The organism is Brevibacillus sp. 1238, assembly GCF_029892995.1.
Classification (GTDB): Bacteria; Bacillota; Bacilli; order Brevibacillales; family Brevibacillaceae; genus Brevibacillus; species Brevibacillus parabrevis.
This window is the reverse complement of record NZ_JARXWC010000002.1, coordinates 569501-583345: the sequence shown is the minus strand read 5'-3', so window position 1 is coordinate 583345 and position 13845 is coordinate 569501. Positions and strand designations below refer to the sequence as shown.

At 53.9% G+C, this 13845-nt stretch carries 10 protein-coding genes; 4 read left to right on the top strand and 6 right to left on the bottom strand.

Annotated elements, in window-relative coordinates:
* Nucleotides 1-20: 20 nt before the first annotated feature.
* The 3 genes from pcp to M2298_RS06710 all read right to left on the bottom strand — a co-directional run bounded on the left by pcp (nucleotide 21) and on the right by M2298_RS06710 (nucleotide 2630).
* Nucleotides 21-668, bottom strand: a complete 648-nt coding sequence (gene pcp, locus M2298_RS06720; RefSeq protein WP_173595897.1) for a pyroglutamyl-peptidase I — start codon at nucleotides 666-668, stop codon at nucleotides 21-23.
* A 31-nt stretch (nucleotides 669-699) separates the two neighbouring features.
* The gene (locus M2298_RS06715) at nucleotides 700-1473 is read right to left on the bottom strand and encodes an IclR family transcriptional regulator (RefSeq protein WP_173595896.1); all 774 of its coding nucleotides are present in this window, start codon (nucleotides 1471-1473) and stop codon (nucleotides 700-702) included.
* Between the two features lie 272 nt (nucleotides 1474-1745).
* Nucleotides 1746-2630 (bottom strand): YitT family protein, encoded by an 885-nt coding sequence (locus tag M2298_RS06710; protein WP_122963648.1) that lies wholly within the window; start codon nucleotides 2628-2630, stop codon nucleotides 1746-1748.
* Between the two features lie 291 nt (nucleotides 2631-2921).
* Between M2298_RS06710 and M2298_RS06705 the strand changes: the two genes are divergently transcribed.
* The 4 genes from M2298_RS06705 (at nucleotide 2922) to M2298_RS06690 (ending at nucleotide 8651) form a co-directional block, all read left to right on the top strand.
* Nucleotides 2922-3965 carry a DUF4855 domain-containing protein gene (locus M2298_RS06705; protein WP_173595894.1) on the top strand — a complete coding sequence of 348 codons (1044 nt, stop codon included), beginning with the start codon at nucleotides 2922-2924 and terminating at the stop codon, nucleotides 3963-3965.
* Between the two features lie 77 nt (nucleotides 3966-4042).
* Entirely contained in the window at nucleotides 4043-5647 is a 1605-nt protein-coding gene (locus M2298_RS06700) for an SWIM zinc finger family protein (RefSeq protein ID WP_280648351.1), read from the top strand.
* Entirely contained in the window at nucleotides 5644-8511 is a 2868-nt protein-coding gene (locus M2298_RS06695) for a DEAD/DEAH box helicase (protein WP_173598732.1), read from the top strand. The genes M2298_RS06700 and M2298_RS06695 overlap by 4 nt, the downstream gene beginning before the upstream one ends.
* 2 nt (nucleotides 8512-8513) lie before the next feature.
* Nucleotides 8514-8651 (top strand): hypothetical protein, encoded by a 138-nt coding sequence (locus M2298_RS06690; protein ID WP_173595891.1) that lies wholly within the window; start codon nucleotides 8514-8516, stop codon nucleotides 8649-8651.
* Between the two features lie 64 nt (nucleotides 8652-8715).
* Here the strand turns inward: M2298_RS06690 and M2298_RS06685 are convergent, their stop codons facing one another.
* The 3 genes from M2298_RS06685 to M2298_RS06675 form a co-directional block, all read right to left on the bottom strand.
* The gene (locus tag M2298_RS06685; RefSeq protein ID WP_173598731.1) at nucleotides 8716-10968 is read right to left on the bottom strand and encodes an EAL domain-containing protein; all 2253 of its coding nucleotides are present in this window, start codon (nucleotides 10966-10968) and stop codon (nucleotides 8716-8718) included.
* A 185-nt stretch (nucleotides 10969-11153) separates the two neighbouring features.
* Nucleotides 11154-11939, bottom strand: a complete 786-nt coding sequence (locus M2298_RS06680) for an IucA/IucC family C-terminal-domain containing protein (RefSeq protein ID WP_242771604.1) — start codon at nucleotides 11937-11939, stop codon at nucleotides 11154-11156.
* Nucleotides 11940-12029: 90 nt separating this feature from the next.
* A complete protein-coding gene (locus M2298_RS06675; protein WP_122963410.1) occupies nucleotides 12030-13778 on the bottom strand; it encodes an ABC transporter ATP-binding protein in 1749 nt (582 codons plus the stop codon).
* Nucleotides 13779-13845 lie beyond the last annotated feature (67 nt).

Genomic DNA, 13845 nt, shown 5'->3' with positions numbered 1-13845 from the left:
TGTGCCACGCGATCTTGGTGTCAGCTGATTTGTCCGCCGCCCTCCACGATGTCGCGTTCGTGATTCACAGCCGTTTCGATGGCAATCTGCAAACCGTTGACAATCGTCTCTACCGACATGCTCGGCTGCCCCGGATGCTTGGCCGCTTGTTCAGGCAAATACGGAATATGGACAAAGCCTCCGCGAACAGCCGGATATTCTTTGTCCAAGGCGTGCATCAGCCCGTAAAACAGATGATTGCAGACAAACGTGCCCGCTGTTTGCGACACGGAGGCAGGTATCCCTTTTGCCCGCATTTCTTTGACGATAGCTTTGATCGGCAAACTCGACCAATAGGCGACAGGGCCGTCTTCCACGATTGGCGTGTCGATCGGCTGCTTGCCCGCGTTGTCCGGGATTCGCGCATCGTCTACGTTGATCGCTACCCGCTCGATGCTAATATCCGCACGTCCGCCAGCCTGTCCGATGCAAAAAACGAGATCGGGCGAAATCTCGCGGATCGCTTGCAAAAGCAGTTCGACCGATTTGCCGAACACCGTCGGGAGCTGCCTTGCCACGATGCGGTACTCCCCAGCTTCCACCTCAGCCAGCCGTTTCACCGACTCCCAGGCCGGATTGATCGCCTCCCCGCCAAACGGGTCAAATCCTGTGACCAAAATCGTTTTCATTTCGCTTCTCTCCCTTTTTTCTAAAAGTAGATTACTCATTCCCGTTTGCCCGCCGATAGCCAAGCGCCGTCGAGATCCGCTCCGCCGCATTCGTCAGGTGAGCAACCAGTTCAGGTAGCCGCGCCTGCGAGAACCGCTCCTGTGGCCCGGCAATACTGATGCCCGCACAAATCCGGCCGAGATGGTCAAAAATCGGTGCAGCAATCGCTACCGTATCGTTTTCCAGCTCGGAATGGCTGATCGTAAACCCTTTGGCCCGAGACTCAGCCAACAGACGGCGCAGCTCGTCCTTGTCCGTAATCGTCCCGCGACCGATTGGCTGCAAATCCACCTCTTGCAAATAGCGTTCGCGCTCCTGTTCCGCCAAAAAAGCAAGAATGATTCGCGAACACGCTCCCGCGTACAAAGGCGCCCGTCTCCCGATCTTCGTATACAGGCGCACCGGATGCGGAGTATCGAGCTTTTCCACATAGATCGCCTCGTCGCCATCCCGCATGATCAGGTGAACTGCTTCCTCTACCTCGTCGCGCAGGACACTCATCACGGGCAAAGCGAGCTGCCGAATATCCAGCCGCTCCGCCACCAGTTGTCCGAACTGCAAAAACAGCAGCCCCAACGCATACTTGCCATCTTCTCCCCGCTGCAAAAAGCCCATCGCTTCCAGTGACCCTGCCATGCGGTGAACAGACGTTTTTGGCATTTGCGCGTACGCGATCATTTCATTCAGGCTAAGTCGCTCGTGCTCGATGAACAATTGGAGCAGCTCCATCGACTTCACAACCGTCTTGTTTTGGTGTTGGTTCATAAAAAGCTCCCGTTTGTCGCGAATTTTGTTCCGAATTTCGGAACATCAGTTTCATTTTTGTTATCTCCATCATAATTTTCTGTCTGCCAAAAATCAATTGCTGCTTTTCGAGTTTTCAGAAAATGAGCACTTCCTTTTGCCACATTAGAAAACGTGGCTGCGTCAAGCCTTTGGCGCAGCCTTAGTTGCACTTGTACTGGATAAGAATCTTGTAAATTCTTATCTGCACGCAAAAAAAGCAAGCTGTTCGCTTGCCGTAACACTTCCCGCTGTTAGTGAATGTTCTTTTTCTTGAACCGTCCGCCTGATACATCGTGAATATGTCCAATTGCGAGAAAGGCAGAAGTGTCGATCTCCTCGACGATCGACTTCAGCTTCGCTTCCTCCAGTCGCGTGATCACACAGAAAATGACTTTTTTATCGTCGCCGGAATAGCCGCCCTCGCCGCGCAAATACGTAATGCCTCTTCCCAGCCTGGCTGACAAGGCATCGCCGATCTCGTCAGGAAAGTCGCTGATGATCCAGACCGACCTCGATTGCTCCAGTCCGACCATCGTCAAGTCAATCATTTTATAAGCGATGTAGTAGGCAATCAGCGAGTACATCGCCCGATCCCAGCCAAAAATGAAGCCTGCGCTGCCGAGAATAAAAATATTGAAAAACATCACGACCTCGCCGACCGAAAAAGGACTTTTCCGCGTCAGCAAAATGGCGACGATTTCAGTGCCATCCAGCGAACCGCCTGCACGAATCACCAGTCCGACGCCAATCCCGATGATGATTCCGCCGAACACCGCAGACAACAGCAAGTCGTCGGTCAGGCTTGGGACATGGTGCAAAAAATTCGTGCCCAACGACATGACCGCGACGCCAAACAGCGTGGAGATCGCGAACGTTTTTCCGATCTGCTTGTAGCCGATCAACAAAAACGGCAAGTTGAGCAGAAAGAGGAAAACCCCGAGCTTGATCCCGGTCAGGTGCGACATCATGATCGACAGACCCGTCACGCCGCCGTCGATAATATTGTTCGGCACGAGAAAAATTTCCAGTCCGACTGCAACCATCAGCGCCCCGATCACAATGGCGAGCGCCCGGGTGACAATCCTTCGTTTTTTCGCCCGCCTGTGGGTAATCGGACTCGTTTTTGCCGCTTCCATGAAAATCATCCTTACCCGTTTTTTTCTTTCTGCATCAGCTTTCCCCGGTTGGCAAAAAAATAGCCAGCCGTTTTTCCTGGCTGGCTGGCGAATCCGCCCTTGTTTTCCTGCTAAAATACGGGCTATCCCCAAAACGCGATCAAAATAATGCCGACGGTAATCACAGACGACATCGTCAGTCGCCACACCCATCCCGCCAAAAAATGAAGCTTCTTTTCGCAAATGGAGGTACATACGTGTTAGCGAAGGTTTCTTTTCGCCATGAATCCGAGGAAAAAGAGGTGTTGCATCATGGCCCCCTACCCTTCGCTGCGAAACAGCCCGATCGATCAACTTTTCCTCACGTATACTGGCTACAGCATCGGCACGGACGGAACGCCGCACTATCAGTTTTGGGAGTGTACCGACTTTCTTCCTCTGCTGTTTCACACGGACCCGGCAACCGGGCTGACAGATGGTGTCATGTTCACCGATTTTCTCTTTTTGGCTCTCGGCATTTTGAACCAGTCGGGAGAAGGACGCTTTTTGGCGCGACATGACAAGGCACCCGCCAACTGGAACGAATGGCTGCGCTATATGGATGAGCTGTTTTTGTGCGACCGGAACCTGGATGCCTTGTGCCAGGCGGTGCGCTGTTCGCCGTTGTCGCGCACGAATGTGTGGATTGCGCTGCCTTACCCGAATCCGCAAGTTTTCGGTGACGACGAGTGCCGCATCCAGGCTGTCGTCGACTGGATGTGTCTGTTTCTTGAGCGCTGGGCGACAAAGCCGTGGCAAGATTGCCTATGCCTGAGAGGTTTTTACTGGCTTCAAGAAAGCTTGTACTTCCAAGGGCCAGAGTACGACGATCGGCGGGTGATTCAGGCTGTCAACGCGGCGATCCACAGTTGCAAAATGGCTGGGCAACCGCTCCGCAGCATCTGGATTCCGTACCAGCAGGCCGCTGGCTGGAACGAATGGTCACAGCTCGGCTTCGACCTCGCCTTTTTGCAGCCCAATGCTTACTTCAATCCGAAAAAAAGTCTGGATGCGGCGGCGGTTGCCAGCTACGACCAGCAAATGGGCGTCGAAATCGAATTTGACCTCGGCGTGACTTATGATCAGGACAAACGGGCGCGACTGCTGGAATATTTGCGGGCCGGAGCTGCTGGCGGAACAGATCGGCAAGGCCAAAGCTACGGGCCGTTCCAATACGATTCGCCGCTCGCCTGGTACACGGGCGGCTGGTTTTTTGGCAAAAACGGGCGCAAACAGGCAATGGTCAGCCTGTACCAATCGGGCGATCCGCTTTATGAGCAGCTTTTCTACTTTTTAAATGGAATGACGCCACCGTAAATACGCTTGTTTTTTCCATTCACCCGACTTTTGCGTTATAATGGAGGGATGACACTTCGTTCGGAGGATCAAAGCAGATGTTGCAAAGAGAGTTGACACGGGAACAGGCGATAGCTGTTGCAGAGCAAGTCCTGCAACATGTGGAAGGCACGATTATCGAGCGTGGGTATTCGTACTTTTCCGATGGGGTTGTTTTCAATACGCGCGTCGAGAATAACCGCACACTATGCAGCGATGTGCAAGGATCACAAGTGTACCATGTGCGCCTCGATTTGGAGGAAGTGCAAGGCAGCTCCTGTACCTGCCCCTACACCCGTCTTTGCAAGCACATCGCGGCGACTTTTTTTCAAATGTATAGCGTCTTTGAAAACCCGCGCCATTTTTTGGGCAAAGCCCAGCAGCCACGCCGGGCGACATTTTCACCTGCCATGCTCATCCCGAACTATCGGCCAGCGGTCAGCCCGCCGCAAGGAAACGAGACCGCTCCTGTGCAATCAGGGCTTACCGCAGCCAGTTCCGTTCACGACTGGTGGGCCTTTTTCGAGAGCTGGACGCGCAATTTGTTATCGGCGATGGAATCGTTCCGCGCTTCCTCCGAGATTTTTTCCAGCTACCAAAACGTGTTGTCCGTGACCGCTGGCTGGCCGACCGAACGCGCCCAACTGTTCCACATCCACGCCAATTTGTTTCACCTGCAAAAATTGCAGCAATACGTCCAAACGTATCGGCAGTCCCACTGGTACCCGGATCTCGCCCAAACCGCGGAACGATTGCTGGAGCAATTGGAGGGCGCGATCTATTTCTCCGATCGGCAGGCTTTGTGGAGCAAACATCGGCCTGCGCTGGAAGAGACGCTCACGATCATCCGCCGTTGGAAGGAAAACGACCTCTCCTCGCTTTATTGGATGTACGCCTATCGCCTGGTCTGGTGGTCGCTGCTTGACGCCCCCGAGTGGATCGAGCAGGAGAAAGCGGAGCTTGACGAGACGATCGCTTCGCCTAATACGTCAGAGGCGGTGCTGGAAAAAGCTCGCTTGCTTCGCGCCCACTTTTCCGTGATGGATCGGCAGGACGATCTCGCCTTGGCGGTCTGGATGCCCATGCGTCGCCTGCCCCTGGCTTTTTATTTGCCGTACATGAAAGCTTTTGCCCGCGAAGCGCAGTGGCAACGTTTCCTGGACTGGACAACAGCCCTTACCGGACGGATCGGCCAGGCAGAAGCGCAGCAGTACCGCTTTGTGCTCACGGTCTGGCGGGAAGCGATGAAACAGGTCGGTCGAGAAGCCGAGTGCGGAGCGATGCTGAAAACGTTTTTGCCCAGCAGCTATCCCGAATACGCGCTCTATTTGTATGAGGAAAAGCAGTTCAAGTCATGGATCGACTTGCAGATGTCTTTTCGGGTCCCTTTTGCCGATCTCTCGGCTGTCCAGTTGAAAGAAATCGAGGAAGCCGATCCTGCCCTGTTGTATCCGTACTATGTGCGTGAAGTGAATCGGCTGATTCGCGAGCGCAATCGCACGGCTTACAAAGAAGCGATCAAACTGTTGAAAAGAGGGCGCGCCACTTACGCCAAGGCAGATCAGGAGGCCGACTGGGAACGCTTCGTGGACAGACTGTCTGCCAAGCACAACCGCCTGCGGGCTTTCCAGGAGGAGCTAAGGAGAGGAAATCTGAATCTATGAACACGGTTACAACCATGGTGCTAACAGCGGAGCTTTTGGCAGACGGCCGTTTTCTCATCGCCGGATGCGATCAAGAAGGTCAGGCAATCGATCCGGAGGAGGTTGCGGCAGCGCTTTTTGCCTGGGATGAATCATCCTACTACGGCACATTTGTGGAAAAAAACGAGCAAGGCTTGCTGCTCAGTCCGCTGGAGGCCCTGTCCTTTTTTTCCGATCCGCCATGGCTCTTGCACGGGAGTTACTCTGTGGACGAGCGTTTTGCGGAGTACCGCGATGCGGCTGTCACACTGACGCATACGCTTGCCGCCGGTGCCATCCTCCCCGATTTTGCCGAATGGAAACGGGGGCGGTTTGGCTGGAAAGCGGAGCCTGCTCCTTCGACGCTCCCCTCCTACGGCGACAGGTGGCTCTCGCACGTCCTCGAAGAATTGGTCGATGCGCCTGGAGAAGTCGGTCGTGCCTGGGATCAGCTTGTCGCCCATTTTCCCGCTCTGTTGGTTGCGGGCGACGAGCTTTCCGTCCATTTGCAAGAAGGAGAATGGCTGCAATCGATCGGCTGGCTCCCGGATGTGACGCCGTTTCGCACTTGTTTGCAAATTATCGAGCCTGCCCATTCGGAAAGCGACTGGCTGCTGCAAATTTACTTGCAGGACCGGGAAGAACCGGATCGGCTGTTCGTGATCGAGCCTCATTTGTTGGGGGCGGCTACTGCGCAAATGGCGAAAATCCCGCTGGAATGGAAAGAGCATTGGCGGCGCTTGCAGAGCGATCTGGAAAAATGCCGCGAGATTTTTCCTTGGCAACGATCCGGTGCAGGTGAACGGTCTGAACTGCGCACCCAGCTCACGAATGAGGAGGCGTGGATTTTTCTTACCTCTTGCAGCCTGCAACTCGTGCAAGCGGGCATTCACGTCTTTTTGCCCGCCTGGTGGGAGCAAGTACGCCGGGTCAAACCAAAGCTCAAGGCAAAAGTTTCCTCGTCTGTCGGTGCGAGCAGACAGTCTTTTCTCGGCATCTCCCAAGTCATGGACTTCGAATGGAAGCTCGCCCTCGGCCCTGTCGAGCTGAGCGAAGAAGAGTTTGCCCAACTGATTCGCCAAAAGCAACGGCTGCTGAAAATAAGAGGGCATTGGGTTCAGCTCACGCCCGATCTGTTTGCTGAGCTTCAGCAAGCGTTGCAAAAAACGAACGCCAAAAACGGCCTGACCTTGCGCGACGTGATGAGCATGCATCTCACCGCCAATACCGAGGTCGAGGAATCGCCTGACGACCACGATCCGGATGAACCGTACCCGCTCACCGTGGAAATCCAGCTCAATGCCCATCTGCTGGAGCTGATGCACCGTTTGCAGGAGACGAAGCGCATCCCGATTTTGCCCCAGCCGGACGCTTTTCACGGGACGCTGCGCAACTATCAGTTGGAAGGAAGCTCGTGGCTGTTGTTTTTGCGGCAATTCGGCTTGGGAGCGTGTCTCGCTGACGACATGGGGCTGGGAAAAACGGTGCAGTTCATCACGTACTTGCTGCACGTAAAGGCTTCCGGCGCGAGCCAGTCGCCTTCGCTGCTCATCTGTCCGACGTCGGTCATCGGCAATTGGCAGAAGGAATTGCAGCGGTTTGCCCCTTCGTTGAAAGTGTTCATTCACTATGGGAACAATCGTCCCAAAAAAGCAGAGTTCGAGCCTGCCATCGCGGGGGCCGATCTGGTCATCACGTCCTATGCCCTCTCCCATCTCGACGAACAGGAGCTGTCCACGATCACCTGGAGTACGATTTGTCTGGACGAGGCGCAAAACATCAAAAACGCCTACACGAAGCAGGCATCCGCCGTCAGGGACTTGAAGGCGTGGCACCGCATCGCGCTGACGGGAACGCCGATCGAAAATCGATTGAGCGAGCTTTGGTCGATCTTTGATTTCCTCAATCCCGGCTATTTGGGCAGTCTGGGCGAATTTACGCACCGCTTTGTGCAGCCGATTGAGCGCGACCGCGATCAGCAGCTGATTCAGACCGTGCAGCGGCTCATTCAGCCGTTTTTGCTGCGCCGGGCCAAGACCGATCCAGCCATCCAGCTTGATCTGCCGGAGAAAAACGAGAGCAAGGAATACGTTCCGTTGACCGCCGAGCAAGGTGCGCTCTATGAAACAGCGATTCAGGAAATGTTTTCGCGGATGGAAAACGTCTCCGCCATGGAACGGCGCGGTCTGATTCTCACGACATTGACCCGGTTGAAGCAGCTGTGCGACCATCCCGCGCTGATCTTGAACGAGATCACGACTGCAGATGAAGCAAGCCGCTCCCACAAGCTCGAAAGACTTCTTGAGTTGATCGAGGAAATTCGGCAAAAAAACGAGCGCTGCCTGATCTTCACGCAGTATATCGAAATGGGCAATTTGCTCCAGCGCGTGTTGACACGCGAAGGCTACGGTCCGGTGTTCTTTTTGAACGGGGCGACCAAAAAGGAAAAGCGCGACGAAATGATCGCCCGCTTCCAGGATACGTCCCTGCCCGATGAGGAACGCGGCGCTATCTTTATTCTTTCGCTGCGCGCGGGCGGCACAGGGTTGAACCTGACCGAAGCCAACCACGTCATTCACGTCGACCGCTGGTGGAATCCGGCTGTGGAAAACCAGGCTACCGACCGGGCGCACCGGATCGGGCAACGCCGCAATGTCCAAGTGTACAAGTTCATTTCACTCGGCACCATCGAAGAGCGGATTGATGAAATGATGGAGCGGAAGCTGTCGCTCAGCCAGCAAATCGTCAGCAGCAGCCAGGAAGCGTGGATTACAGAGCTGTCTACGGCTGAGCTGCGCGAGCTGTTCGCCCTGCGCCACGATTGGAACGATACGAAAGGACTGTGACCATGAAATCTCCAGATGAAGAAAAAACTTCTGTTCCCGTGTCCTCTGACCAGCAAAAGGCAGACTTGCCCGACGTCTGGAAACGGTTTTTGCAGACGATCCAGACCCGGTTTGCCGAGCAAAAGCGCCCTCGTCCATGACAATGCGAAAAAGGTCCGACCTGCCAGCCTGGCGTTCGGACCTTGCTTTTTCAGTCTATTCGCTTCAAGCCGTATCCGGCGGCCGATTCAAAGGGAAGTACACTTCAACCGTCGTACCTTTGTTCGGCGTGCTGGAAAAATGAATGTACCCGTCGTGATACTGAATAATTTTATAAGTAATCATTAGGCCAAGCCCTGTCCCCTTTTCTTTTGTACTGTAAAAAGGCTCACCCAGCCGCTGCAATCTCTCTTCCGACATGCCGCAGCCTTTGTCCACAATCCGAATCAAGATGTGCTCGTGCTCTGTCCGCAAAGCCGTGATCCGAATCGGGCCTCCATCTGGCATGGACTCTACGGCATTGGACAGCAGATTGATGAAGACTTGCCTGATTTGGCTTTGATCGCCCCACAGACGTATCCCCTCCACCTCTTCCACATCCAGCAGCAGTTGATGGTTCGGTGCTTCTTCCTGAACCATCCGGGCAACGCCGCGCAGCAAGTTCGCGATGGACAGCGCTTCAAACTGATGCGATCTTTTCTGGGTCAAAAACACAAACTCGCGCAAAATGCTTTCCAATTGGTGAAACTCCGCGAGCATGATATCGAAATATTCGTTCTTCCATTGATCGCGTCGCAACAGCTGGACGAAACCTTTGATCGAGGTAACCGGATTTCTGATTTCGTGCGCTACTCCTGCGGCCAGCTGACCAACGACCGTCAGCTTGTCCATTTTGCGCAAAAACTCCTCCGCTTGCACCTGGGCTGTACTGTTGCGAATGATGAAAACGACTTGCGACACTTCTCCTTGCTCGCTCTGGACGGGCGTTCCTTTTGCCTCCAAAATGAGTTTGCTGCCATTTTTATGCTGGCAGGAGAACGTAATCAGCCGCGGCAGCTTCCACTCCATAATTTCCTGAAACGTCTGCCAAACCCGTTTCAACTGTTCGGCTGGCAATAAGTTTTGCAGGTTTTGATGCAGGAGAACCTCCGGAGCTACCTCCAGCACGGCGCGAACGGACGGCGACACGTATGTAACATATCCGTGGCAATCGATGACCACGATCATATCCGATATGTTTTCCGCTATCAGACGGTACTTGGCTTCGCTTACCCGCTTTGCTTCTTCTGCTTTTTTCAGTTCGGTGATGTCGACACAGGAGGCAATCACTTCCTTCACACGGCCATCGCGAAAAATCGGCCGCATGGCTGCCAGATAGCAGACGCCATTGACGACACCTTCGTATGTGACATGTTCTTCGCCACTCCATGCCCGCTCGTAATACATCGTCTTGCGCAGAGCCTCCTGCATCGGTAAAATATCGCGCAACTCGCTGCCTACCACTTGCTCTGGCGTCAAGCCGATGCGGTAGATCAATTCTCCGGCGCAAAACGTGTGGATGAACGTCGCGTCCTGTTTGCGAAACGTAAATGTCATTCCTTGCTGATTGCGCATCACCTCTCGCAAGTAGACGAAAGGCTCGCCCCGCTCCTTGTGTGCATGCACAGCCAGGTCAAGCATGGCTTTTCCTTGTTCTCGCATTCGCACTTCCAGCTCGTCGGCCGAAAGCGGTTCACAAAAATAATGACCTTGTGCGAGATCGCAATCCAGTTTCAGCAAAAGCTCCACTTGCTCGCGATGCTCTACGCCATCGACTGTCGCCTGAATATCCATGGCTCGTGCGACCGCCAAAAGCGATTTGACCGCCATCTCCTGAGCAGAATCTGTCGTCGCTTGCTGGATCAGGGAGGAATCTATTTTCAACTTATCCAAAGGCATGCGCGAGATAACCGAGATAGAGCTGGCGCCTCTCCCAAAGTGGTCCAGACTTACCTGGACGCCAAGCTGCTTCAGTTGGGAAAGCACCATCATCCTCTCCCCATGCGTCTTTGCCTCTTCCGTAATTTCCAGTTCCAGATAGCGGGCAGGCAATTGACAATCGCGGAGAATTGCCTGGACGGTGTCCGCCAGTCCGACAGACTCAAAAGCATGCGCGGACAAATTAACCGCTATGACCAATGGCCCAAAACCGGCATCAATCCACTGCTTGCACTGCTCGCACGCTGCCCGCAAGACCCATTCTTCCAGCAGATGCACCACTCCGCTCCTTTTGGCAAGCACAAGCAATGCTTTCGGCGACAAAAATCCCCGCTTTGGGTGGTGCCATTGGACAAGCGCCTCCACCCCCCTCATTCCTCCCGTTCTCAAATCGAAAAAAGGCTGGTAATGGAGCGTGAGCTTGCGGTTCACAATCGCTTGATACAAGTCTTCATCACTCTGCTTTTGCTCATCCTGGTCCATTGTTTGAATACGAACCACTTCCCTCCTATTGGTTAGTCATCAAGCACGATCAGCCATTTCAAGCTTTGCAATTCCGAACTATTCTGACTCTTTCTCTCTTTCTACTTTATAGGAAGAATGCATACCCTGTCCAGATATCCGCAACAACGACAAACACCCTCTCACAAGAAGAGGGTGCTTTTTTGCCATGCTCTTTCGCTTGCTCAAGCTTGCAAGGCCGCTTGTCTGCGAACGGCGCGCGCGTCTTCTTTCAGCCGCGGACACGTATAGCAATATTGTCCTTCCCCGGTCTGATAGTACAAACAGCATTGATTTTTCAGGCGTACCTTCTTGCTCGGATCGCGCATGTCTTCCACCCAACGCACTTTTACGTCGAACGGATTTTTGTCCAGACCGAAGCACGCTCCTTCGAGCTGCCGACAGAGCGAGTCGTAGTCATCGCGCAAATGCTGCCGGACGCGCTCGTCTTGACTCTGCTCGACGAAGTAATCCAGATAGTAATTGAATCTGGTCGGCAACTGCCCCCAGATCAGCTTTTCCGGGTTATCCGTAGCCTTGGCAAGCGACTGGATCAACGGTCGCAAACTATGCTGGTAAAACGCGCGGTATTGCTGATCCAGCCAAGCTGCACGCCCGTTTTCCGGTGCCTCGACTTTGTTCCATTCGTCTACGACAAAGGAAAATTGGGCGTAGTCATCTGCAACGTAAAGCTGCACAGTCAGTTGATCGAGCGACAGGTGGAGCGAAACGTTCCACACCGACTGCATGTACTGCAATCCGAGCGCCACGCCGCCCAGCCAGCCCCCGATGTACGTGCCGACAGGTTTGCTGTCGTTTGCCTTGATGAGCGGAGCGTACAGGCTAACCAGCTGATCCATGTTTTCCGGCTTCACCAGGTCGCTCGCTTTCATGGAAAGCAACGTATCCGCTCTCAGCTCTGACGTCAGGCGAAAATGCTCTGCTAAAAAATGTTCGTTCCAGCTTAACAAGCATGATCTTCCTTTCTTTTTTCGGTTGGGGAAAACGGCAAGGGCGACACCCATGAAGGTGCCCCTTCACCGCAGTACACGAAAAATGGCTTATCTGGAAAAAGCGCTCTGCGTCTGCTCCAGGTACGAACCGAACTGCGCGTGGTACAACCGGCTGTAAATGCCGTCCTGGGCCAGCAGCTGCTCATGGTTCCCCTGCTCTGTGATGCCTTGCTCTGTCACGACAACGATGCGATCGGCATTTTTGATCGTCGCCAAGCGGTGGGCAATCACCAGTGTCGTCCGGCCTTGCGACAATTCCGCAAGCGATTGCTGGATCGCTGCTTCCGTCTCCGTGTCCAGCGCCGAGGTCGCTTCGTCCAGGATGAGAATCGGCGGGTTTTTCAAGAACATGCGGGCAATCGCGAGCCGTTGTTTTTGCCCCCCGGACAGCTTCACGCCGCGCTCGCCGATAACAGTATCCAGGCCAGTCGGCTGCGAGCGGATAAAATCTTCCAGCTTGGCTCGCCGTGCTGCCTGCCAAATCTCTTCTTCCGATGCCTGCTGCTTGCCGTAGGCGATATTTTCACGGATCGTGCCAGAGAACAAGAACACGTCCTGCTGTACGATCCCGATCTGGCTGCGCAGCGAAGCCAGTGTCATTTTGCGGATATCCAGCCCGTCGATCGTAATGCTGCCATCCTGCACCTCGTAAAAGCGTGGCAGCAAGCTGCACAATGTCGTCTTCCCAGCGCCAGACGGGCCGACAAAAGCTACCGTTTCCCCTGCGCGAATCTGCAAATCGATCTTTTGCAACACATTCGCTTCGTGCTCGTAACCGAACGAAACACCCTTGTATTCGATATCGCCCGCAAGTGCCTCGACCTTGACGGCATCGGGAGCATCGGCAATATCAGGCGCCGTATCCATGATTTCTATGTAACGCTTGAAACCGGCAATGCCTTTCGGGTAACTTTCGATGATCGCGTTGATTTTCTCCAACGGGCGGAAAAAGACGTTCGTCAACAGCAAAAACGCGACAAACTCCCCGTAGGAGAGCGAACCTTCGATGACGAACCAGCTTCCGCAAATCAGCACGAACAAAATGACCAGACGCATCAAAATGTAGCTGACCGAAGCGTTTTGCGCCATGATTTTGTAGGACAACAGCTTGGTCAGGCGAAAGCGCAGGTTGTTTTCCGCAAAGCGCTCCTTTTCAAAGCTTTCGTTGGCGAATGCCTGAATCACGCGCATACCGCCCACATTGTCTTCGACGCGGGCATTGAAATCAGCCATGTCGCCATACAAGCGGTGGAAAGCTTTCGTCATTTTGCGGTTGAAGTACACGACAAAAAACGTCATGATGGGGATCACCACAAACGTAAGCAACGCCATTTCTTCATTGATGCTGAACATCAAAATAAAGGCTCCAACCAGCGTCATGATTGCAATGAACAAATCCTCCGGCCCGTGGTGGGCAACCTCGCCAATTTCCATCAAGTCATTGGTCAGGCGAGACAACAGATGTCCTGTCTTCGTATTGTCGAAAAAGCGGAAGGACAGCTTCTGGATATGGTCATACAACTGTTTGCGCATATCCGTCTCGATGTTAATGCCTAGCATGTGCCCCCAATACGTCACGACGTAGTTCATCCCGGCATTGATTGCGTACAGGACGAGCAGCCCGAGACAGGCCCACATGATCAGCTCCCAGTCTTTGCTTGGCAAAAGCTGGTCGACAACCATGTTCACAGCAAGCGGGAATCCCAGCTCCAGAAGAGCGACGAAAATCGCGCACGTAAAATCGAGCACAAACAATCCGCGATAAGGCCGGTAATAAGAAAAAAATCTGCGAAGCATCGCAGCCACTCCTCTCTCGTTGACAAGCTACATAAACACAGCTCCCCAATGTTTTTGAAAATCATTT

Excerpts from the sequence above, each read along its gene's own strand:
- M2298_RS06700 (WP_280648351.1), top strand. The coding sequence starts at position 4,043 with ATGTTGCAAAGAGAGTTGACACGGGAACAGGCGATAGCTGTTGCAGAG.
- M2298_RS06690 (WP_173595891.1), top strand. The coding sequence starts at position 8,514 with ATGAAATCTCCAGATGAAGAAAAAACTTCTGTTCCCGTGTCCTCTGAC.
- M2298_RS06705 (WP_173595894.1), top strand. The coding sequence starts at position 2,922 with ATGGCCCCCTACCCTTCGCTGCGAAACAGCCCGATCGATCAACTTTTC.
- pcp (WP_173595897.1), bottom strand. The coding sequence starts at position 668 with ATGAAAACGATTTTGGTCACAGGATTTGACCCGTTTGGCGGGGAGGCG.
- M2298_RS06710 (WP_122963648.1), bottom strand. The coding sequence starts at position 2,630 with ATGGAAGCGGCAAAAACGAGTCCGATTACCCACAGGCGGGCGAAAAAA.
- M2298_RS06695 (WP_173598732.1), top strand. The coding sequence starts at position 5,644 with ATGAACACGGTTACAACCATGGTGCTAACAGCGGAGCTTTTGGCAGAC.
- M2298_RS06675 (WP_122963410.1), bottom strand. The coding sequence starts at position 13,778 with ATGCTTCGCAGATTTTTTTCTTATTACCGGCCTTATCGCGGATTGTTT.
- M2298_RS06715 (WP_173595896.1), bottom strand. The coding sequence starts at position 1,473 with ATGAACCAACACCAAAACAAGACGGTTGTGAAGTCGATGGAGCTGCTC.